20 protein-coding genes and 1 pseudogene are annotated in these 22,181 nt (G+C 36.3%); 6 read left to right on the top strand and 15 right to left on the bottom strand.

The genetic code is table 11. The annotated features are described in order from the left end of the window. Positions 1 to 478: 478 nt before the first annotated feature. From IPI15_RS08240 to IPI15_RS08215, 6 genes are all read right to left on the bottom strand, one after another. A complete protein-coding gene (locus tag IPI15_RS08240) occupies positions 479 to 1,780 on the bottom strand; it encodes a T9SS type A sorting domain-containing protein (protein WP_287401698.1) in 1,302 nt (433 codons plus the stop codon). Positions 1,781 to 2,428: 648 nt separating this feature from the next. Next, on the bottom strand, positions 2,429 to 3,556 hold the full coding sequence (locus IPI15_RS08235; RefSeq protein WP_287419832.1) for an alpha/beta hydrolase fold domain-containing protein: 1,128 nt from the start codon (positions 3,554 to 3,556) through the stop codon (positions 2,429 to 2,431). Further along, a complete protein-coding gene (locus IPI15_RS08230) occupies positions 3,553 to 4,587 on the bottom strand; it encodes an SAM-dependent methyltransferase (protein ID WP_287419830.1) in 1,035 nt (344 codons plus the stop codon). The genes IPI15_RS08235 and IPI15_RS08230 overlap by 4 nt, the downstream gene beginning before the upstream one ends. Positions 4,588 to 4,868: 281 nt before the next feature. Further along, positions 4,869 to 5,648 (bottom strand): DUF1295 domain-containing protein, encoded by a 780-nt coding sequence (locus IPI15_RS08225; protein WP_287401695.1) that lies wholly within the window; start codon positions 5,646 to 5,648, stop codon positions 4,869 to 4,871. Between the two features lie 9 nt (positions 5,649 to 5,657). Beyond that, entirely contained in the window at positions 5,658 to 5,987 is a 330-nt protein-coding gene (locus tag IPI15_RS08220; protein WP_287419829.1) for a DUF1475 family protein, read from the bottom strand. Between the two features lie 304 nt (positions 5,988 to 6,291). Then, complete coding sequence (locus IPI15_RS08215) at positions 6,292 to 7,236, bottom strand: DUF6340 family protein (RefSeq protein ID WP_287401693.1); 945 nt, start codon at positions 7,234 to 7,236, stop codon at positions 6,292 to 6,294. A gap of 205 nt (positions 7,237 to 7,441) precedes the next feature. On the opposite strand from IPI15_RS08215, the gene IPI15_RS08210 reads away from it, so the two are divergent. Next, positions 7,442 to 8,185, top strand: coding sequence for a TIGR00730 family Rossman fold protein (locus tag IPI15_RS08210; RefSeq protein ID WP_287401692.1), 744 nt, complete (start codon positions 7,442 to 7,444; stop codon positions 8,183 to 8,185). Between the two features lie 32 nt (positions 8,186 to 8,217). Here the strand turns inward: IPI15_RS08210 and IPI15_RS08205 are convergent, their stop codons facing one another. The 9 genes and pseudogenes from IPI15_RS08205 to rplM form a co-directional block, all read right to left on the bottom strand. Continuing rightward, the gene (locus tag IPI15_RS08205; RefSeq protein ID WP_287401691.1) at positions 8,218 to 8,703 is read right to left on the bottom strand and encodes a GNAT family N-acetyltransferase; all 486 of its coding nucleotides are present in this window, start codon (positions 8,701 to 8,703) and stop codon (positions 8,218 to 8,220) included. Further along, positions 8,704 to 9,585, bottom strand: a complete 882-nt coding sequence (locus tag IPI15_RS08200) for an alpha/beta hydrolase (RefSeq protein ID WP_287401690.1) — start codon at positions 9,583 to 9,585, stop codon at positions 8,704 to 8,706. A 14-nt stretch (positions 9,586 to 9,599) separates the two neighbouring features. Next, on the bottom strand, positions 9,600 to 11,216 hold the full coding sequence (locus IPI15_RS08195) for a S8 family peptidase (RefSeq protein ID WP_287419827.1): 1,617 nt from the start codon (positions 11,214 to 11,216) through the stop codon (positions 9,600 to 9,602). A gap of 447 nt (positions 11,217 to 11,663) precedes the next feature. Beyond that, the gene (apaG, locus tag IPI15_RS08190) at positions 11,664 to 12,050 is read right to left on the bottom strand and encodes a Co2+/Mg2+ efflux facilitator ApaG/CorD (RefSeq protein WP_287401688.1); all 387 of its coding nucleotides are present in this window, start codon (positions 12,048 to 12,050) and stop codon (positions 11,664 to 11,666) included. 307 nt (positions 12,051 to 12,357) lie between these two features. After that, a complete protein-coding gene (pyrH, locus tag IPI15_RS08185; protein ID WP_287401687.1) occupies positions 12,358 to 13,071 on the bottom strand; it encodes a UMP kinase in 714 nt (237 codons plus the stop codon). Positions 13,072 to 13,209: 138 nt separating this feature from the next. Beyond that, a pseudogene (gene tsf, locus IPI15_RS08180) lies at positions 13,210 to 14,045 on the bottom strand (translation elongation factor Ts). 54 nt (positions 14,046 to 14,099) lie between these two features. Further along, positions 14,100 to 14,831 (bottom strand): 30S ribosomal protein S2, encoded by a 732-nt coding sequence (gene rpsB, locus IPI15_RS08170; protein WP_287401685.1) that lies wholly within the window; start codon positions 14,829 to 14,831, stop codon positions 14,100 to 14,102. 54 nt (positions 14,832 to 14,885) lie between these two features. Beyond that, positions 14,886 to 15,272, bottom strand: a complete 387-nt coding sequence (rpsI, locus tag IPI15_RS08165; protein ID WP_287401684.1) for a 30S ribosomal protein S9 — start codon at positions 15,270 to 15,272, stop codon at positions 14,886 to 14,888. 13 nt (positions 15,273 to 15,285) lie between these two features. After that, entirely contained in the window at positions 15,286 to 15,729 is a 444-nt protein-coding gene (gene rplM / locus IPI15_RS08160) for a 50S ribosomal protein L13 (RefSeq protein ID WP_287401683.1), read from the bottom strand. A 465-nt stretch (positions 15,730 to 16,194) separates the two neighbouring features. Between rplM and IPI15_RS08155 the strand changes: the two genes are divergently transcribed. The 5 genes from IPI15_RS08155 to IPI15_RS08135 all read left to right on the top strand — a co-directional run bounded on the left by IPI15_RS08155 (position 16,195) and on the right by IPI15_RS08135 (position 22,177). Next, a complete protein-coding gene (locus IPI15_RS08155) occupies positions 16,195 to 16,617 on the top strand; it encodes a hypothetical protein (protein ID WP_287401682.1) in 423 nt (140 codons plus the stop codon). 15 nt (positions 16,618 to 16,632) lie between these two features. Further along, a complete protein-coding gene (locus IPI15_RS08150) occupies positions 16,633 to 17,451 on the top strand; it encodes a hypothetical protein (RefSeq protein WP_287401681.1) in 819 nt (272 codons plus the stop codon). Then, positions 17,448 to 18,182 (top strand): hypothetical protein, encoded by a 735-nt coding sequence (locus IPI15_RS08145; protein WP_287401680.1) that lies wholly within the window; start codon positions 17,448 to 17,450, stop codon positions 18,180 to 18,182. Before IPI15_RS08150 ends, IPI15_RS08145 begins: the two co-directional genes overlap by 4 nt. A 335-nt stretch (positions 18,183 to 18,517) precedes the next feature. Continuing rightward, a complete protein-coding gene (locus IPI15_RS08140; RefSeq protein WP_287401679.1) occupies positions 18,518 to 18,715 on the top strand; it encodes a hypothetical protein in 198 nt (65 codons plus the stop codon). A 93-nt stretch (positions 18,716 to 18,808) separates the two neighbouring features. After that, positions 18,809 to 22,177, top strand: coding sequence for a coiled-coil domain-containing protein (locus IPI15_RS08135; RefSeq protein WP_287419821.1), 3,369 nt, complete (start codon positions 18,809 to 18,811; stop codon positions 22,175 to 22,177). The last annotated feature ends 4 nt before the right edge of the window (positions 22,178 to 22,181 follow it).

Below are 22,181 nucleotides of genomic sequence, written 5' to 3'. Positions count from 1 at the left end.
CAATAGACTGAATAACAGTATTATAGGTCGGTCGCCGTTTACAATTTTAGCTACTTTTTTATGCATTTTTTGTCAAGAGAGTTACTAGTACTGGCTTTCAGAAGTGAATGTTATTAACCGTTCGGAACGGTTCCCAACCGTTGCGAACCGTTAAGTTCACAATAGACTGAATAACAGTATTATAGGTCGGTCGCCGTTTACGATTTTGGCTACTTTTTTATGCATTTTTTGTCAAGAGGGTTACTATGACTGGCTTTCAGTAATACGTGTCATTAACCGTTCGGAACCGTTCCTAACCGTTGCGAACCGTTAAGTTTACAATAGGCTGAATAATAATACATTACGACAGTCTTCGTTCGCGTTTTAGGCTACATTTTCTATACATTTTTTTCATGAGCGTGTGTAGTAAAAGCTGTCAGAAATCTGTAAGACCGCAAAAAGAGAATCACTAGCAACAATAAGGCTGGCCATTAGACTTTTACAACTTGATCAATTTATCAGTATGCAAACCAGAGGATCCAAGAATTTGTAATACGTATGCTCCGGGCTTAAGTTCAGATAAATCTATTCTAACTTTTCCCTGTCTATTGTTTTGATTATTTAAGATAATGTGGCCACTCAAATCAAAGATCGTGACTCCTAAAACTGTCTGAACATTTAACTCGATATTTAATTCGTCTTTCACCGGATTCGGATAGACATTTATGGTGTTCGGAGTATTTATCTCCTCATTCGCCAAAATACTGCAATCCACCTGAGCGCTCGCCTTCATTCCTAGTGCCCCGTTATTGACATACCAATCCTCCCACACACCGCCTTGTCCTGTGGCCCAGACGTTAAGATCAAAGGTGTTTTCACCAAGTTTTGTCCCTTTTATCTTGTATACCCACATCGCTTTATTATTCCGATTCCAGTTTAGTGGTAAATTAGTTTTACAGGTCTCGGGTGTATATTCAGATAATCCACAATTTGATTGAATAAAATATGCATTGTCATTACTGCTCGGGTACTCACCAAATACGCGCGCTATTCCAGTGGTGTCGACACAAACAGCTGTATATTCATCGCAAGCAATACCTTTAGCCCTTACTCCCGTATCTTCTAATATTCTTGCAAGAAATGTCACTTGTCGGCCTCTTCTGTCAGGGTTATCATAGTGTGTATCAGTAATTACCTCCTCAAGAAATTTATTCTCTAAAAATCTACCGGATTCAATGGTGACTTTACTATTGTATGGATTTCCGAGCGCCACATCTGAAGTAACTGAGCCTTTCTGACCGGAATACATATAACCACCCATGATGGCCATTCCGGCACTGGTACCACCGACGACAACTCCTCTTTCCTTGATTCCCTGGCGAATAAGACTATCAATGGCCGTATGTTGCCAGTAACTGATGTAATCATATTGATCTCCGCCAGCAAACCAGATGGCCTCAGCGTTTTTTATTTTTTCCTGAATGTAAGATTCTTGCGCAGATGCGCTATTGAGACAGACGATTGTCTCTACAGAATTGACTGTTATTCCAAGATCTGAATACATGTATTTATTATACCCATCAGAACCACTTGCTCTCAATACAAGTACATCTCCACCATTTGCTCTGGATAAAAACCACTTCATGGCATTGTCATCTTCAGAAGATCCACCCATCATGCACACTCCTCCTGAAGGTTGAGTTTCTTTGTCAGCGTTATTGCCAGTGAAATAGGATTTATAGCTTTGTGCAGCAATTAATTGACCTGTCAAAACTATTATTATTATTAAAATATATCTCATCTTTCTCTATTTAAGAATAGGTCCAAAGATAATTTATTTACTCAAGTTTAGGCAGTTAGAATTAAACCAAAAAGTATAACTATTACTCATTCTCAAATTAGAAATTAGTTTACCTGAAATGGTTTGTTTCAAAAATCAAAAAGATAACTTGAGAAAAATGAAACGCAAATGACACAGATATTTTATGATCAAATACGATATAAAATGCCTTACAGTACAAATCCCTCTTCGAAAAGCTAAGGCTTAAATTTTAGACTCTCTTTTGGGAATGCGCTCAGAAATAATATTGTTAGCCACTAAGGCGCTAGTAGCATCGGAGATAACTACGCGAATGATGCTTTGAATCTAACACGAATTTTTTCGTGCAAATTCGTGCTATTAGTGGCTAGAGAAATTAGAGTTTTTTTTCATAAAAACCAATGGCTAGCATGTTCTTAATTTAATAAAAAAGATGTGGCAAAGGGAAGAGTCATTGATGCGCTTAACTTAATTAACTGGTTAACAGAAAATTTAATTTTCTTATTTAAGAGAATTTTTACGAAACGTAATTATTAAATTGGCCAAAAATATGCTATATAAAATTTAGTATACTAATAGACAAATAAACAGCCTATTCACAAACACCTTTTCGTTATTTGCAATTTTCAGCTACTTCTTTGTTACACTTTTAATAAAAGCCTCTGTCGCATAAGTAGACAGTTGGCCGCCAGGGCCACGAAGATTGTAATCAAATCCATGCGTCGCCCATGGAAGTTTCAACCAATAATATTTGACACCGGAAGCTATTAATTTTTTCTCAAGTCTGGCGCAATGTTCATAAGCCACCAAAACATCATTCTTACCATGTAACATTAATGTTGGGGTGGAATTTTTATTCACATAATTCACTGCACTACTTTCAGCATAAGCATTTGGAACTTCTGATAAGGTTCCGCCCAGATAATCCTCCATGACTCCTTCCGAATCCATCACAAGTGGATTAGTTGGAATGGTGTATCCCCATGACATATCAGCCGGACCATAAAAGTCAACAACTCCTTTAATGGCGGTATCATTAAGTGTATATGCAGCCATCAAAACAATCTGTGCACCTGCTGAACGTCCAACTAATACAAAATTGGACGTATCGATATTAAATTTATCTGAATTTTCTTTTAAATATTTAAGTGCTAGTTTAACATCGTTAACCGGTCTGGGACTGCGATATTTTGGCGATAAATGATAATTAATCGAAGCTACATTGTATCCAATAGATGCCAAGTAACTATTGAGTTCAGGTAATTGTTGGCTGTCACCGCTACTCCAGGAACCTCCATGTACCACCATGACACATGGTCTTTCTCCGGAAATCTGACTTGGATAAAAATCTAATTTATAATCCTGTCCGCTATCATTCTGATAGACATACGATTGGAATTCAACTTTTTTATTTATTGAAAATAATTTTGCAACTGAAAAGGCACTTCTTTCAGGAAGATCTGAGTCGCTGCATTTTAGAGATTGTGTAAGTTCACTTTTCAGATCTGTTGATACTATAGTAGCCCTCACGATTGGTGAAATAAATAATAAAAGCGCAATGAGCCCCAATACAGTTCCAATAGTTTTATAAGGCATGTCGATAAATCCCCAAGTCAAAATCAGACATGTAGCGAATATGAGTATCCAACAATATTCAGAAACTGCTATCGCCGTCATCCATAGCAGATTTGTAGGTGCTCTAAATACAGTGAGCAATGAAGCCAGAAAAAGTAAGATCAATAAGATTAATCGTATCATGCTTTCGTTTTATGAAATAAATAATGGCTAACAAACCATTCGTTGCCGTCGTTATATAAAAATAATTCAGCACATGCCATATAGAACAATCTCCAATATACCCACCACTTCACTGCTTGGTCAACTCCATAAGTTTGCTCGAAAATGGGCATAATTTCATTTTTTTTCATATCCATATTTGCCAACCATGCTTCAGCCGTTTTTCCATAGTTAGTACCTTTGACATGAAGATGTTTTTCCACTACCAAATCGTCATTAAAGTATAACATCAAATCATCGCTGGGCATGATACCCCCGGTAAAAAAATATTTGCTCATCCAGTCACTTTCATCTTTAACTTCATACAGGTAAGCGTATTCTTTGTGTACAAATATATGAATCCAAAGTTTTCCTTCCGGCTTGAGAAATGTTGAAATTTTGGCTAGCAAGTTTTTATAATTGCGCATGTGCTCAAACATTTCTACAGAAACCACTCGATCAAAACGATCGTCCGTGTCAAAAATATTCATATCAACAGTAATTACTTTCAGGTTTTTCAATCCTCTTTCATCAGCCTGATCATCAATATATTCTTTTTGTGTTTGAGAATTAGAAACTACCGTGATCTTGCTGTATGGATATTTGGCAGCCATGAACAAGGATAAAGAACCCCAACCACAGCCCAATTCCAGAATATTCTGACCATCTTTTAATTCTGCTCTTTCACATGACAATTCCAACATTCTTGTCTCAGCAGCATCAAGTGATGTAACTCCATCATCCCAATAGGCACAAGAATATTTCAAATTTTTACCTAAACAATACTTGTAAAATTCTGTAGGCACTTCATAATGCTGCTCATTTGCGTCAGATGTATTTACCGCTATTGGAGATGATTTAAGAAAGTCAATTAACTCTAATAAATGCAGCTGTTGGGCTTCGACATTTCCTTTGTTTTCGTCAGCTAGTCTCTGTCTAACGTATTTTCTAATTTGTTTTCGAAGCAAAATATCAGGTATTTTATCTTGCTCCAGCATTTTATCATACCACATAATCCGTTCGTACTTTTTTTGTAATTTATATTCGCAATAAGTACGAAAATAAAGGATATTTAGATTATTTTATTTTTAATAAAATTAGCCGAGTTAATTTGTAGAGCATAATACTCTATTATACTCTTAATTAAATGAAGATGGTTTATTTTCAGAACAAATATTTCAAAATCATTAACGAATGAAAATATAAACGCCAAATCTTAATGTCCCTTAACTCCTTAATGTTTCAAAAAATTCAAACTTCAAACTCCAAACTTCAAACTTCAAAAAACAAACTCTTATTCCTTCTTAAACCACGGAAAAAATGCACTTGTAGTCCTTTGATATTCCTTGTATGCGTCACCTTTAGATCTAACTGCTTGAGCTTCGGTAGGAGGAATACCGGTCACTTTCAATACTAAAAGTAAAATAATGGCAGGACTTATGATCGCCAGATATCCATATGGGGATGCTAATGCAAAAACAAAATAAGAAACCCACATCAACCATTGAAAGAAATAATTGGGATGTCTTGAGTAATACCAAAGTCCTTCTTGGCAAACTTTTCCTTTATTATCTGGATTCTTTTTAAAAGAGGATAGTTGCTGATCAGCTATCGTCTCACCCAAAATACTGATGATCCAAATACCAAATCCGGTATACTCCAACCAAGATAGATCGGGATTAGGATTTATTGTAATTATAAAAAATGGTAATGCAAGAATGACATTAGAGACGGCTTGAAACTGAAAGAAAAGGAAAAACCTTCTATTAACATTTGGAGCATAATTTTTACGTAATTCTTGATATCGACCTTCTTCAACATCGATGTGACTAAATATCCTGTATGCTAGAAATGTGCCCAATCTCAATCCGGCAATGATAACCATCGAACAAAACAGCACCTTACGCATCTCATATCCTGGTGCCATCCACAAAAGAATGAATGCAATGACAGGGAAATTATATGACCAAAAGATATCTACAACACCAGCGTTTTTATTCTTAGTTGCCCATAGCCAAACTAACGACATAATGAAGCTACAAGCCAGTAAAGAATAAAGTACTAACCACCACATAATCTAAAATTAATTTTTAATAAATAACTCTCTGACACCTTCGCCAGGCTTAAGTTTGAAGAGTGCTATAAGTACATAAGCGCAACTCGCAATACTACCGAGAAATACCAACAAAATAAGCCAAATTAATTTAATTCCAATACTCTTTTCGCGATATAAGATCCAACAATATATCACGAAAACATTTGCGTAGAAATCCCACAACGTCGCCCGCATCCAAGGTATGGAGCTGAGATAATCCCACTGATCGAATAAGCTGCTTTGTAAACTCGTAGTGATGACCACGTATATGATCCAAAGCATTAAAATACTAAAAATAATTTTCAGAGAGGTTACCATGGTAAATGGATTGAAAAGATAATAATGACGTAATTTAACTAAAATATGGGAAAGGAGGAAGTCTGGATTTGACAGACTTATATTTAAGGGAGATTTTGATCAATGTACTTGTATTCTATTTGGTGTTTTTCACTTATTGTTTTCTAGAATCGATGAACTATCAATTTTAAACAAAAATATGCGGAAACTTCCCCTCTTTTGGAGGCTTGCCCGACATTTTAGGCGGGGGTATGCAAAGCGGGGGTGGCCCAATCCAAGTTATTTATTCAAGGATTAATAATTGAAAATAAGCCAGGTGACACACCTACCTAATATAAATCTTATCATACAATTCTCTAAACTCCCGTTTGTTAGTCCGATTATATTCAAATGCGGCTAGTTGCAAAGCTTCATCTTTTTGCTTGTTAAAAAAATACGAAGTGATAAGATTGATATTAGCGCGAAACTTTAACTTTTCAGAAGAAATCGATTTTACATTGTTGGCAAGATAAGTGGTTGCATTTCTGAAATCACCTTTCTTAATCATGTTTGCAGAGGATTCTATGATCGAATTTCCTTTTTTATAATAAGTCCAACTTGAAGTAACCTGTTTAGGATTGATGTCCTGGATGAGACTTCTGCTTAGTTGCCTTGACAATGTAGATACTGTAACTGTTTGTGTTGTATCAAGATGTGCATTAACTCCTTGCCGGCTGAGCCCTTCAGTTTCGAATTTATCTTCTGTATATTGTGGAATTTCCATAAGGATCCGCCCGGTCTTACCATCATACAGCCTCCAAAAAGTGCGCAAGTAAATAAGCCTTGTCGCCGAAACAGCATCGATAGTATAGGATTTACCATCCTTATCCAATTGGTTTTTACGAATATCTTTATAGTTTCTTTGCTCCTGAAAATCAAATTGTTCAAGGCAAAATAAGCCGTCGGAATTGTTGGAATAAGCAGTGATATTTTTGGGCTTAATCATATCTGCTGTTCTAGTTGGATGTCCATCTAATCTGGCAGCAAGTATTTTAGCATTACTTACTGGCATGCCGTTTTTGATATCAGATATCATGGTATTTCGAGCATTATCAATGACTGAGAGCGAACTTCCATATTTGGGCGGTGTAATACCGTTGCCAATAATGGATCTATCCATTAAATTCAAGGTCATCATTTGTGCGGGCAACGTATATACTGCAGGAAGAACCTTATCGACATTGGTATAAGTAGCTGTTTTGCAGGAATTAAACAAAAATAATATTGGCAAAAAAGGCAAAATAAAGAATAGATGATGCCTTATAAATTTTATCGTTTTCAATTTTAAATAATTTAAAGGATGTAATAAAATGCGTTAATAATTTCACAAGATAATACTTATTAAAATTTCTATGGTATTGGAATAGTATTGATTTTGTAAGTTTAGAGTTGATTATTGAAATATTTGAGCAATTGGTACTAATAAATAAAGAATAATGACAGGACCATTTTATAGAGAAGAGAAAAGCTTCATGCAAGGACCACGTGCCAGATGGCGCGAATTAAAATACACGCTGGGCGTCGTAATGCAATTCATAAAAGGCTTTAGAGTACTCCATTTTAATGGGCCATGCATTACAGTTTTCGGATCTGCAAGATTTAAAGAAGATCATCCTTATTATATAATGGCGAGAGAGGTGAGCAAACGATTATCTCAATTGGGTTTCACTATTATGACAGGCGGAGGGCCGGGAATCATGGAAGCTGCGAATCGTGGAGCCAGAGATGCGAATGGATTGTCCGTAGGATGTAATATCCAACTAGGACACGAGCAAGCACCCAATCCATATCTAGATAAATTCGTAACGCTGGATTACTTCTTTGTGAGAAAGGAATTGCTCAGGAAATATTCATTTGCTTTCATCATTATGCCCGGTGGGTTTGGAACGTTGGACGAGTTCTTCGAAACAGTAACCTTGATTCAAACAAAAAAGATCAACAAGTTTCCCATAATTGTGATGGGTACAGAATTTTACAAAGATATCAAGGAACATATCGAAGTAATGCGATTAGAAAAAACCATCAGTGAAGAAGATCTGGAATTAATTCTTTTTTCTGATTCATTCGATGAAGTAGTAAATCACATTACTAAATTCGCAGCTAACGACCTTAAACTCAAATTAATTCAACCTGTGAAGCCAAGCTGGATTCTTGGAGAAGGTAAATTAGTTAAGAAATAGCTGAAAGAGTCTTTAATGAACAATTATGCGATTTAAACCTGGTAGACAATCAGTGGATCGTCTTCAGTACTTTGATTTATATCATGCGAATAGAGGAACCCTAGTTTTTCCAGTAATTTAATAGACTTTTTATTGCTCGTTTTCGTAGTTGCAAGAATTATTGGATGAGTTAATTTATATATATCTAATAAATGCTTGCTGGCTTCAAAAGCATATCCATGTCCGGAATATTCAGGTAAAAATGCAAATCCTATATCGTGATGATCCAAATAATCACGTTTGATAAATGTCACAATCCCAATCGGAATGTTTTCTGATTTAATCGAAACTACATGGTATTTTATATTATCATTTGCCAAAATATTAATAATATAAATTTTTGAATCCTCTATAGAATGAACATTACGTTCACCTATGAATTCTTTCCAACCTGAAGAATTTACTAATTCAAGGATGAATGCTGAATGATCTGCCTTCAGTTCAGAAATAATTATTCGTCCTATTTCATTCTCTATCATTTATTTAACAATTATTCTTTTAGTTTGAATAATGTTTTTTCTGAAAATAGTTTCATTAAAAAACGTAAAAATATCATCTAATTGATCGAATGGAATTCCGGATATTTCATGTTTTCCTCCTTTTACTTCGTTGAAATAAAAGGATTTATCAAGGGCATATAATTTTGCTGATATAACCTCAGATCCATAAAGAATTAAGAACCCGGGTTTAGAGTTTGAGCATTGGTGATGTGCGCCTTTGGCAAAGGGAACCAAATTGTCCTCCGAACCATGAAAAAGCACTGTTGGAACAGCTGTTCTTAGTGAAATGTATGACGGATCTACCATTGCACCTGCCAAGGACAATAATCCCGCGAAATGAATATCCTGATATTTTGATTTGTCTGTGACATAATAATCTTTCATATAAACAGCACTCAACACCCCCTCTGCTCCTGCACTGCTGCCTCCGGCAATAATTTGATTAACATTTGCTTTGAGTTCTCGATTATGATCAATTAAATATTGAGCAGCATCAAGAAAATCAATAGTTGCATTTCTGAAAGTTTCTATTTTATCCTTCGCGGGACAATCACATCCAAAGCCAGTTTCGCTTCCTTTCCTGGTAAGTCTGTAAGAAATAGAGATGCCAATATAGCCATGATTAGCGGCATATTTGGCCAACTTTACTTCATCACCATTGTCCCTGCTACCTCCGGAAAATCCTCCTCCATGCATCCACAATAAGACAGGCAGACTATCATTATTATCAAGGTTGGAAGGGGAATAAACGTCCATGCGGAGGGTGTCCGAGCCCTTAATTGAATATATAAAAGTTGATTTATTTTGTGCAAATAGTATTCCGGAAATAATTAGAATACAGAATAGAAATAGGTATCTCATTATTTAAAATAAAATTAATTTGTGACTAATAATTTGGTGGTGATTATGTGATTTCCAAGGCTGATCACAATAAAATACATTCCTGTTTGGGTTATAATAAATTCTTCTAATAATTGTCCTGAAAGATGTTTTTCCAGTATTATTGTACCCAAGAAATTAATGATTTGAACATGTTCTGCGCCAGAAGGAAAATCAACTTTAAAGGTTTCTTTTGCAGGATTTGGATAAACGAATGCCTGTTCGTTTTTTGCTAATGGGTCTTTTAGACTTAATATTTGGGATAAAGCTTTGAATGCATTTACTCTGCCGTATCCATAATATTTATCCCAACCTTCTATATCTTCCAGTGGATCTCCCACCTGATCTTCTGAAGTAGATTGGATAATACTTTTTATTTCCGCAGGTGTCCTTGATGGTTTCTGCGCCAATAGTAGAGAGGCTATTCCTGCTACTAAGGGCGTCGCTTGCGAAGTTCCACCCCAATACGAAGTATAATTTGTATTAGATTTATAGTGCAGTCCAAATATAAAATTACCCGGAGCAACGACAGAGATGTGCGCACCATAATTACTACCACTCGAAGCACTCCAGAAGAATGGTGCCGTTCTTGTATCATCAGGATCAGTCGATCCCACAGCGATTACTGCAGGGAAGGCTGCAGGATAAAAGGAATTCTGAGAATTAGTATTCATCATACAAACCACCACTACTACTCCTTTGTCCACTGCATAATTAATAGCGTCTTTCAAGATGGTGGAATTGGAATTTCCCCCCAAAGACATATTGATAACATTCGCACCATTGTCCACTGCATAATAAATGCCTGATATCCACCAGGAATAAAACCCTGAACTATTTGCGTCAATACCTTTAATTGCCATGACTTTACAATTCCAATCTACTCCGGCATAGCCAATATTGTTATTGCCCGATGCAGCTGTGATGCCCGCCACATTGGTTCCATGACCAAGATCATCTGTTGGATCATTGTCACTATTTACGAAGTCCCACCCATAGAAGTCATCGATTAGTCCATTGTCATCATCATCCAATCCATTGCCTGCAATCTCCTTAGTATTTGTCCAGAGACGACCTTGAAATTCCGGATGATCAAGCTTGACGCCACTGTCGAGAATGCATACGGTGATATTAGGATCCCCTTGTTCTATTTCCCATGCCTTTTGCATTTCGACATCAGCTCCGGCAATAGAGAATGCATTGGCAAAGGTTCCATCATTATTCATGCCCCATTGCTTAGGATAATTAGCGTCATTTGGTGTGAACCCTTCCACTCCTGCGGTACTACCGGTATGATCTATTTCTGCGTTTGCAACTTCAGGAAGTGCATTATATTCTTCTAAAAGTATGTCAGTATTAGTTGTCGCTCCAAATTGTAATAACAATATATTCCGGTGGCTTATCTTTCCTGTATATAGTTTATCAATAGATTGAATTTGATTCTTATAGCTTACTTCATTAATAGCCGAAATTCCTGTCATACCCTTATCCAAACCGCGGTTGACAATAATTGCTTTTGGATCCAAGCTGATCATGATTCTGACATTGTGCTGACCAATAACTGTAAATGCTCCACAAAAAAGTAATACCAAGGTTAAGTAAATTCCTTTCATCGTAATAGTATTATTCATTTAATTCAACTAAGATAATGGAATTGGTGGAAGAAGGGGAAATAACAACCAACTGAACTGCTTATAGGAAACGAAATCTGCGATGAATCGACCCATCCTCGTAGGGGTGCCGAACAATGTCATTAAGTTAAGGCCATATGTTCATCCAAAATATCTCGGTGCGCTGCACCTTGGAGCAACCTTAATACGAATTCTATAAATATAGTCGTGCGCTGCACCTGGCAGATAAGCAAAGGTGCAGCGCACAGGGATATTTATAGAAATAAATTAGATAGCCTATCAGGTGCAGCGCACCGAAATATTGTATGTAATAGATTATTGATTTCAATTGGTTAACTTAATGACATTGGGGCGCGGAAAGGCGGGGTGGGCTTTTAGCGAGGTTGATAATTTGAATGTTTTATAAAATTTCAAAAATGTAATACTAATTCAATTCATTATCCCCGGTGTCGCCAGTTCAAATACTGGAATGGTAACTTCAAATGAACTTTTGTCATCCAGGTTTTCGAGGAAGTAGGAGCCGGACATAGAGCCTAGTTGGGTATTCAAATTGCAAAAACTGGAATACTCGAAACTTTGATCGGGTTGTATAATAGGTTGTAAACCTACAACGCCCTCACCTTCTACAAACCTTGTGGTCCCTTCACTGTCGAAGATGATCCATTTCCTACTTTTAAGCTGGATTGGAAAAGAATTATTATTACTGATGACGATGTGATAAATGAAAACATAACCTGGCCTGCCTTCAAAGTTGGAGACTGTGTGATAGGAAACTTTGACATTAATATTGACACCGTGTGTGGTTAAACTGGACATGACTGCTTTATTAATAAAACCTGACCTTATTTAGATAAGACAGTTAAAAGTAAAAAATACTATCTTAAGTTGTTCATTTTAACCAAAAATTAACCGAATTAAAATTGGAGGCATAAATAAATAAAAATGTAAAATGGCTTCAAGATTTCTTGAATTAGGTGAAAAAGTAACAACTGAAATATTCCAATTGTAATATTGCAATATTACGATCAACCAACAATAGCGTACATTCCAAAGCACTTCACAAAAAAAAAGAGGCAAAAACGAATTCTTACCTCTCTATTTTTTTAATCAATAATTACAAAACTTAATTCGATACCAACGTTCCTAATTTCTCACCACTCAAGATCCTGGCAAGATTGCCCGGTGTATTGATATCGAATACGATGATAGGAAGATTATTTTCACGGCATAGCGTAAATGCCGTCATATCCATCACATTCAGATTCTTGCTGATAACTTCATCAAAGGTGATGTTGTCGTATTTCGTAGCTGTCGGATCTTTTTCCGGGTCAGCTGTGAAGATGCCATCGACACGTGTTCCTTTAAGTATCACATCTGCGCTAATCTCGTTCGCTCTCAATGCAGCCGCTGAATCCGTTGTAAAGTACGGACTTCCGGTACCTGCAGAAAAGATTACTACTCTGCGCTTTTCCAAGTGACGGATCGCTCTTCTTCTGATGTATGGTTCGGCAACTTCGCGGATCTCCAGCGCAGAAACCAATCGGGTATAAAGACCCTTGGTTTCCATCATGCTTTGAAGTGCCATGCCATTAATGACTGTGGCAAGCATACCCATGTAATCGCCTGTGACACGTTCGATGCCGGAAGACTTAGCCTGTAGGCCTCTGAAGATATTTCCTCCTCCGATGACGACAGCCACTTCGGCTCCGAGATCAACTGCTGATTTTATTTCATTCGCATAATGAGAGAGACGCTCAGATTCTATTCCAAAACCCTGTGCACCCATGAGTGATTCTCCGCTGAGTTTTATTAGGACTCTTTTGTATGGTAAGGCCATGTTTGTGTTTTTTTTTATAAAATTGATGGTTGGAGAAGCCTCCCCCTACCCCCCTCCGAAGGGGGAAAGTCTCCGTAGCATTTTTTCGTTCAAAAAAGGGTAAAAAAAAGCGAATGAAAATTCATTCGCTTAATTTTTTTAACCTAGTGCAACGTGCTTAAATGCAGTCACGGTCAAGTCTTTATCTATAGAAGCCAGATAGTCTCTAACAGATTGCTTCCCATCTCCTTTTACAAAAGACTGGTTTAACAAGGTGCTTTCCTGGTAGAATTTGTTCAATTTACCAAGTGCGATTTTCTCCAACATTTCTTCAGGTTTACCTTCAGAACGTGCTACTTCTTTTCCGATTTCGATCTCTTTAGCAATGATGTCAGCATTGACACCATCTTTATCAACAGCTACCGGTTTCATAGCAGCTATTTGCATAGCGACGTCTTTACCTGCAGTAGCGTTCGCATCAGAAGCCTTATTAAGACCAACTAATACACCAGCTCTGTTACCACTGTGGATATAAGAAACTACCTGATCTGCTGTAAGCGTCTCGTAGTTAGCCAATTCAATTTTCTCACCGATGACACCTACTTGTTCGATTACTTTCTCACCGATGGTGATGCCTTCGAATGGAAGTGCAAGCAATTCTTCTTTAGTAGCAGGGAAGTTCTCCAATGCTGCCTCAGCGAATTTCTTAGTAAGATTGATAAAGTCTTCATTTTTAGCAACGAAATCTGTTTCAGAGCTTAATTTGATTACAATACCTTTTTTGTTGTCAGGAGCTACAAGTGCGATAACTACACCTTCTTTCGCTTCTCTGTCAGCTCTTTTAAGCGACAATTTCTGACCTTTTTACGAAGAACTTCAATAGCACCTTCGAAATCACCGTTTGCTTCGATCAAGGCTGACTTGCAGTCCATCATACCCGCACCGGTTATGTCACGTAGTTGTTTAACTGCGCTAGCTGTTATTTCTACACTCATTTTTTATGTTTTAATATTTTAAAATAGGTTAGAGAAAGGGAAATAATCTATTGATTATCCTTCGCTTTCTTCTTCGCCCTCATTTTCAGACTTCATTGTTCTACGTTCTTCCAAACCATCTTTGATAGCGCTGGTAACATAGTTTACGATCAATGAAATTGATTTTGAAGCATCGTCATTACTTGGGATAGGATAATCTACCTGGTTTGGGTCACCATTGGTGTCTACCATAGCAAATGTCTTCATTCCAAGTTTGTGTGCTTCAGAGATCGCGATGTGCTCATGTCCGATATCCACAACGAAAACTGCTGATGGAAGTCTGTTAAGGTTGGCAATACCACCGAATACTCTTTCCATTTTTATTTTCTCACGTCCCATAAGTAACCGCTCCTTTTTAGTCACGCTTGTAAGGGTTACGTCACCTAGCATACGCTCGATGTTGTGCATTTTCTTCACTGAACGACGGATCGTAGAGAAGTTGGTCATCATACCTCCCAACCATCGGTCAGTAACGTAAGGCATACCAATACTTTTAGCTGCATCACCGACGATGTCCCTTGCTTGTTTCTTTGTCGCAACAAAAAGGATCTTCTTACCTGATTTAGCCATTTGTTTCATCGCAGCAGCAGCAGTTTCTAAGCAATCAGCTGTTCTGTTAAGGTCGATGATGTGGATACCCTTGCGTTCCATGAAAATGTAAGGATACATTTTAGGGTTCCATTTTCTTTTAAGGTGTCCGAAATGAACTCCGGCATCCAATAGTTCTTTATATGATGGTTTTTCCATTGAAATATTTTTATACGAGAATAGGTTGTATAATGATCTTTTGAATAATCCTGATCAACGTTTGCTGAACTGGAAGCTTTTTCTAGCCTTAGGCTTACCGTATTTTTTACGTTCTACCTCTCTCGGGTCACGAGATAATAGTTTTTTAGACTTAAGAGGTTTTTTGAACTCTTCATCTATTTTCACTAAAGCTCTGGAGATAGCCATTCTTACAGCTTCTGCCTGTCCTTTGATTCCTCCGCCGAATACATTCACCTTGATATTATAGATGCCGTTTACTTCTACAGTTCCAGTAGGTTCTACGACTTTAAGTTGAATATGATGCTGAGGGAAATAGTCTTTGTAGTCCTTGCCATTGATAGTGATCTTACCTTCACCTTTAGAAAGATAAATTCTAGCTACCGCTGCCTTTCTTCTACCTATTGCGTTTATGATTTCCATTTGAATAGTTTACTTAGAAATTAAATGTTTCAGGTTTCTGTGCAGCGTGTTTGTGGTTGTCATCTGCATAGACGAATAATTTTTTGATCATTGCATTACCAAGTTTAGTCTTAGGAAGCATTCCTTTTACAGCAGCTTCTACAACTTTCGTTGGTTTGTTTTCATGCAAATTGTGAGCCTTCACTTTTTTCTGCCCACCCGGGTACATAGAGTAACTTACATACTCCTTTTGCTGCCATTTTGAACCTGTGAATCTTACTTTATCAGCATTGATCACGATTACAAAATCGCCACAGTCAACGTGTGGAGTGAAGTCAGGTCTGTGTTTACCTCTCAATACATGAGCGATCTTAGAGCACAAACGACCAACTACTTCATTTTCCGCATCGACTACGTACCATTTTTTTTCAACAGTCTCTTTTTTAGCTGAAACCGTCTTATAACTTAGTGTATTCACGACTTGTTTTTATATAGTTATTGAATAATGAGGCGCAAAGGTAATTTTTATTCCAATAAGTAGTTTATATAATTCTGAAAATTTTATAAAATAATTCTCATAAAGTGCTGAATAACAGTAAAAAAAAGAGTTGATGAATTTTACGTATCGATAATTGTACTGATAATGTGTAATTTATGTATATAATAATATTGTACCGCATTAGAAAGCAAATTGATTGAAATTGTAATTAATAAGTTTTGAACCCATATGTTAATAACGCGTTAACGTTATTTCTTTATTTCTTTATTTCTTTATTTCTTTATTTCTTTATTTCTTTATTTCAAATCTTTAGTCACTGAGAAAAATATGGCTTGGAATTACCTCTCCCCAATTACCTAAATTACCCAGTTATAAAAGAATAGTTGTAAGTGAAAATACCTTTAAAAGAGTAGCGAAATCTATAAATTTTGTAATTTTTTAAGTATGAACTATTTTAAATTAAAATTAGCCGTGGGCATGATGCTCTGCATGGCATTAGTTTCTTGTAATAAGGAAAATTCTCTTCCTTACTGTGAAGAAATCAAATCAAGTGACAATATTGAAATTAGAGATCCAGCATTTGATTTAGCAACTTATCAAGACCAGGAATATGATGGAGTCGTTAATTCTTTGGCACTAGGCATTGTTGAATTATCAAAAAATTCATCATTTAGAACACTCGTTCATAATAAGGTTAATTTAAAATTTGATGGTGATGATAATGTACTTTTTAAAGACCTTTTTACACCCTTTTCTGGTTACAATTCTTCGCAACTAAATTCAAGCATCAATTTTCACAAGAATAGTATAACGCAGACTGCATTGTTAAAAAATTTCTATTCAACAATGCCTGTTTATACTTCATAAGTCAAGATTGATTCTATGATCAATGGGTATTCGTATAACGGGGCAAAACTTTATCCACAAATTTACATTCCTTTTTATGAAACAGTAAATCTAAACCAGCAACCTACAATCGTAGTTGGATATGACGAATTTGATGATGATAATATACCTGGATATCAAATTCAAGCCAATGGATATGTGAAACTGGTAAATGTAGATAGTACGTACGCAAAAAGTAATCTAGTTTGGGTAGTTTCAATAAATGAAACGGTCAATGATGAAGGAACCGTCGTAGATTCTCATATTAATGATGAAAGTTTAGAAATAAGAACCGATACCAAAATTGCTAAAATAAAAGCTGTTAATTTGAAATTACGTTTTGACAACTTTTGGAATGGAAAAGCTGAAGTTTCATACATAGCATTGCATTTAAGAAATAATTGTAACAGAGATCTTATTTTGGCCGCTACTCCATTATTAAAGGCTAAATACAGAAATGTATGGTATACAATAAAAGATTTTAAAAGTGAAGGTCTAGCCCAGTTATTTGCATTTGGTTCACCACAAAATTTTATTACTCCTGGTGAATTTGTGCATATAATGTTCTATGAAAAAGATAATGTAAAGAAAAAGAATAGAAAAACTTATACTGTTATAAGCTGTCCTACAGGAGGAGAAACAACTGTTGTGTATTACAGCAAAAATCCAATTTATGGTGGATTCAATGAACTTGGATATTACGGAATTCCTTATGATAACTTTTCTAACATTGAAGTCGGATTGGAAGAATATCCTATCATTTTTGACTTAGCTAATATAAAATTCAAGTTAGAATCAGGAAAATTTAACCAATGAAATATTTAATAGTTGTATTCCTATTTACATCACTAAACACTTTAGATGCTCAAAATTTAAATTTTCGTATAGAAGGTGGAACTTCTTTGATAGGGACGCAGCAGACGGATATACATCAAGGGTCGCAAAATACCAATTATTCTTATGAGCCAAATATTGGATTAAGAGTAGGCTATATTTTATTTAAAGGTAAATTTGAACTAATGGCGGGTTGCAGTTATCAAAAAATGGCCTCATCGTATAGGTATGATAGTGCTTTGCTTACTGGAATTGAAAAAAATTTCCCTAAAATAAAAACGTACTATGATATATTAAGAATTCCCTTTGCAATTAATTATAATATAAAAATTAATGACAAGTGGTCCTTTGTACCTGTGTTAGGGGGAGCATATTGTATTATAATGAATGATACAGAAGCATTCAGTGGGCATAGCGGTAGAATGACTAGAAAAAAATTTACTGGTCAGGACGCAGTTCTTGATTATGATATTTATTATCATAATATAAGGTCAAATAATGTATCTCTGGATTATGGATTTACGATTGAAAGGTCATTGAGCCGTAAATGGGCTATATATTTTAATACGCTCAATCAATATTATTTTTATTCTACTTATAGTCAAGTTTATTTTGATAATTTAAATTTCGCAGGAAGTGATTCACCTGGTGTACTTACAACAAAGTCAAGTACATTGAGTTTTAATATCGGAGTAAAGCGTACTATTTTGTAAATAATTTAATTGAATAAAAATAATTAATTTCTAGATTGGGGAAAAGGGTATTTGTATCCTTTTTCCCAATTTTAGTTTTATTTAAGTTCTATTTAATCTTAGCTTATCTTTTTGAGATAAAATGAATTATCCCTTATTACAATGTAATTTTGAAAATGCCCCTTCTTCGCCAATATTCGCAACTACCTAGTCGCCATACTACCAAAAACATTGACTTTCAAATGTAAAAGTATTTGATAAAAACACCTGATTCTGAACCAATTCCAACTTTGAATGGTTTAAAATTTGCTTACTAAAGATATATAGTATCTTTGAGCTTAAACACTTATTATAATATGAAGCGATTTTTTGTATACTTGAGTTTTGTAATGGCTTTGACAGTGATGGGGACATCGATTACTTCCTGCGCTAGAAAGTCCGGGTGTCCTATGAATGAACAAGCTGTGTCCAAACCGAAGAAAAACGGTAAGTTTACTAAAGGTAAGTCTCAGCTTTTCGACAAGGATACGCGTAAAAGAATGGCTAAAAAGTAATTTTAACTAACTTATTGAGCACAAATTCGTTAAACTAGTAATAGTTGAAACGAATCGCAGTAGAATGCGGTTGCTTAATTTGGAAAATAGAACATGGAAAAAGAGGCATTGCACTATAATTTATTGATCCAGCGCCTGGATCAATTCATCAGAAAGTATTATCTGAACCAGATCATCAGAGGGTTCTTATACCTCACAGGATTTGTGACCGTATATTTTATTACCATAGCTTTGCTGGAAAATTATTTCTATTTCGGCACCACCGGTCGTAAAGTTTTATTTTATTCATTCCTTGCAGCTTCATTATTTACTTTATTTAAATGGATATTGGTTCCCGGAGCGAAATACTTCAAACTTGGAGCAACAATTACTAAAGAAAAAGCTGCAACCATCATTGGCAGTCACTTTCCCAACGTTCAGGATAAATTATTGAACGTATTGCAGTTGAGTTCTCAGGCGCATTCTGGCTCTGATTCCGCACTTATAATTGCCGGAATTGAACAAAAGACAAAAGAACTTCAGCCTGTTTCTTTCAAAAATGCCATTGACTTAAATAATAATCGCAGATATCTTAAGTACGCAGTGCCACCTGTGCTAGCATTGTTAGTATTGCTATTTGCTGCGCCTTCTTTGATCAGAAAGCCGGTAGATAGATTATTACAAAATAATAAAGAATTCGAAAGAGAGGCTCCTTTTACTTTCAATTTAGTTAATAAAAATTTGAATGTAGCAGAGTTTGACTCTTATGTACTTGAGGTGAAGTTGGAGGGAAATGCCATCCCTGACCAATTGGACGTAGTGTATAATGAAACACCCTATCGCCTGACTAAAGATAGCAAAGGAGTGTTTTCATATACTTTTGCGAATGTTCAGGATGATATAAATTTCCAACTTAAAGCAGCAGGATTTAACAGTAAACCTTATGAGTTAAATGTGCTTAAAAAAGCTGGTTTGACCAATCTGCAGATCAAGCTAGACTATCCGGCATACGTGGGACGTAAGGATGAGGTCATGCAAGGAAGTGGTGATCTTGTAGTGCCTTTTGGTACGAAGATCTATTGGGAAGTGCAGACTAGATTGGCCAATAAAGTAACAATGTCATTTGAAGGGAATGCTACTGCAAATGCGCAACCTGAAGGAGCTGACAAATTTACCTTCCTCAAGACTGCCCTCAACGATCAGAATTATAAAATATTAATCGGCAACGACGCACTTCCCCATTCTGACTCATTAGCCTATTCCATCCACGTGGTACAGGATGAATATCCCGTAATCACTTTGGAAAAATATGCGGATTCTACCAATCAGAAACTTGTTTATCTGAGTGGTAATGTTTCTGACGACTACGGATTGACTAAGTTAAACATGGTGCAGCAGATCAGATCCGAAGATGGTAAAGTAAAGACACGCGTATTGGCAATTCCAAAGCCACAAGATAAACAAGGATTTTACAGCTATTTATTCGATATAGAATCATTAAAATTGAATCCGGGCGATGACATGACTTATTATTTTGAAGTCTTTGACAATGATGCTGTGAAAGGTGCAAAATCTTCCAAGACATCAGTCATGACTTTCAAAAAACCATCTGTCAAAGAGATGGAAAAAAACATTGAACAATCTACCAAGGAAATCCAAAGCGAACTTCAGAAGACACTTAATGAATCTAAGAAGATCAATGAGGCAATTAACAAATTGAAAGAAAAATTACTTCAACAAAAATCACTTAACTGGCAGGATAAGGAGCAGCTCAACAAACTTTTAGAGAAACAAAAAGAACTACAAGAGAAGTTGAAAGAAACTCAGGAAAAACTGGAAGAAAAGAGAAAGAATGAAGAGGAGATAAAACCACCAAGCCCTGAGATCAAAGAAAAGCAGGACAAGTTGGACGAAATGCTCAAGGAACTTCAGGATCCTGAAGAGCAGAAAATAATGGACAAGATCAAGGAGTTGATGGACAAACTCGATAAGAAAGAGTCTATGCAACAACTTGAGAAGATGTCTCAGCAAACAGAACAGAAGAACAAGAATCTGGACCGTCTGATGGAATTGATGAAGCAACTGGAGTTAGAGAATAAAGTGGAAGATACAGCGGATAAGTTGGACGAACTTGCTAAGAAGGAGGAAAAGTTGGCAGATGAAGCAGAAAATGATAAGAAAGATGCTGAACAACTTAAGAAGGAGCAGGAAGAAGTCAAAAAAGACTTTGAAGATGTAAAGAAAAAAATGGAGGAGATCCAGAAAGAAAATAAGGAATTACAAGCTCCTAAGAAGCTGGATGACCAAAAAGAACAACAAGAAAAAACTGATCAGGATCTTCAAAAATCTGAAGAGTCACTAGATAAAAAGGATAAAAAATCTGCTTCAAAAAGTCAGAAAAGTGCTGCTAAGAAAATGAAGGACATGGCTAAAAGCATGAAAAATGATATGGCCGCTTCTGATCAGGAACAGATAGAACTCGACATGAAAGCCGTCCGTCAATTACTTGAAAACATCATAGGTCTTTCGTTCAATCAGGAAGGATTGTTGAATCAGTTCAATGCTACCGCTATAAATACTCCTAAATATGTGTCGTTAACCAGAGATCAGATGAAGATCAAAAATGACTTTAAAATGGTGGATGACAGTTTGGTAGCTTTAAGTAAGCGAGTATATCAGATTGAAACATTTATACTAAAAAAGGTAGGTGAGATCAATACCAATCTGGATCAAAGTATGGACAATCTCGAAGAGAGATTAAAGCCGGTTGCCGCCAACAATCAGCAACTGTCTATGACCAACCTGAATGATCTGGCTCTTATGCTTAGTGAGGTAATGGAACAAATGCAGCAGCAGGCCTCTTCCTCCATGCCTGGGAGTCAGATGTGTAATAAACCGGGAGGTACAGGAAGTCCAAAGGAAGGAAAAGAAGGCAAGGATGGCAAGGAAGGGAAAGAAGGAAATATGCCTCAGATGGATAAGATCACCCAAGGTCAACAAAAGATGAATGAGGCGATGAAGGAATCGCTGGGTAAGATGAAAAAAGGGGAGAAACCCGGAAGTGAAGGATTCGGAGGAATGGCGGCAGAACAAGCTAAGGTAAGGAAAGCGCTGCAAGATATCGATAGTAAAATGAAGCAAAATGGACAAGGTAAGAAAGAGATCCAGGATATCATAGATGCCATGGATCAAATTGAGAAAGACCTTGTCAATAAGCGTTTAACCAATGAAATGATCACTCGCCAAGAGCAGATCATGGTGAGATTGCTTGAAGAAGAACGCGCACAGAGATCACAGGAACAAGATGAGAAACGCAAGGCCAGTCAGGCTATTCAGCAACAAAGTAAAGTTCCGGCTTCTATGCAGGAATACATTAAGAAAAGAGAAGCTAACATAGATGAATTCAGACCGGTATATCCGGCACTTACTCCGTATTATAAGCGTTTAGTAGAACAATATTATAACCAACTTTCAGGCAAATGAGTAG

Origin of the sequence: Candidatus Brachybacter algidus, from assembly GCF_016707225.1 — a bacterium.
GTDB lineage: Bacteria > Bacteroidota > Bacteroidia > Chitinophagales > Saprospiraceae > Parvibacillus > Parvibacillus algidus.
Note: the sequence above shows the minus strand (reverse complement) of the source record. Positions and strands in the feature narration are given on the sequence as shown.

Excerpts from the sequence above, each read along its gene's own strand:
- IPI15_RS08150 (WP_287401681.1), top strand. The coding sequence starts at position 16,633 with ATGATCAATGGGTATTCGTATAACGGGGCAAAACTTTATCCACAAATT.
- IPI15_RS08205 (WP_287401691.1), bottom strand. The coding sequence starts at position 8,703 with ATGATAGAGAATGAAATAGGACGAATAATTATTTCTGAACTGAAGGCA.
- IPI15_RS08140 (WP_287401679.1), top strand. The coding sequence starts at position 18,518 with ATGAAGCGATTTTTTGTATACTTGAGTTTTGTAATGGCTTTGACAGTG.
- IPI15_RS08220 (WP_287419829.1), bottom strand. The coding sequence starts at position 5,987 with ATGGTAACCTCTCTGAAAATTATTTTTAGTATTTTAATGCTTTGGATC.
- apaG (WP_287401688.1), bottom strand. The coding sequence starts at position 12,050 with ATGTCCAGTTTAACCACACACGGTGTCAATATTAATGTCAAAGTTTCC.
- rpsI (WP_287401684.1), bottom strand. The coding sequence starts at position 15,272 with ATGGAAATCATAAACGCAATAGGTAGAAGAAAGGCAGCGGTAGCTAGA.
- IPI15_RS08145 (WP_287401680.1), top strand. The coding sequence starts at position 17,448 with ATGAAATATTTAATAGTTGTATTCCTATTTACATCACTAAACACTTTA.
- IPI15_RS08155 (WP_287401682.1), top strand. The coding sequence starts at position 16,195 with ATGAACTATTTTAAATTAAAATTAGCCGTGGGCATGATGCTCTGCATG.
- IPI15_RS08240 (WP_287401698.1), bottom strand. The coding sequence starts at position 1,780 with ATGAGATATATTTTAATAATAATAATAGTTTTGACAGGTCAATTAATT.
- IPI15_RS08210 (WP_287401692.1), top strand. The coding sequence starts at position 7,442 with ATGACAGGACCATTTTATAGAGAAGAGAAAAGCTTCATGCAAGGACCA.
- IPI15_RS08195 (WP_287419827.1), bottom strand. The coding sequence starts at position 11,216 with ATGAAAGGAATTTACTTAACCTTGGTATTACTTTTTTGTGGAGCATTT.
- IPI15_RS08230 (WP_287419830.1), bottom strand. The coding sequence starts at position 4,587 with ATGTGGTATGATAAAATGCTGGAGCAAGATAAAATACCTGATATTTTG.
- IPI15_RS08200 (WP_287401690.1), bottom strand. The coding sequence starts at position 9,585 with ATGAGATACCTATTTCTATTCTGTATTCTAATTATTTCCGGAATACTA.
- IPI15_RS08235 (WP_287419832.1), bottom strand. The coding sequence starts at position 3,556 with ATGATACGATTAATCTTATTGATCTTACTTTTTCTGGCTTCATTGCTC.
- IPI15_RS08225 (WP_287401695.1), bottom strand. The coding sequence starts at position 5,648 with ATGTGGTGGTTAGTACTTTATTCTTTACTGGCTTGTAGCTTCATTATG.
- pyrH (WP_287401687.1), bottom strand. The coding sequence starts at position 13,071 with ATGGCCTTACCATACAAAAGAGTCCTAATAAAACTCAGCGGAGAATCA.
- rpsB (WP_287401685.1), bottom strand. The coding sequence starts at position 14,831 with ATGGAAAAACCATCATATAAAGAACTATTGGATGCCGGAGTTCATTTC.
- IPI15_RS08135 (WP_287419821.1), top strand. The coding sequence starts at position 18,809 with ATGGAAAAAGAGGCATTGCACTATAATTTATTGATCCAGCGCCTGGAT.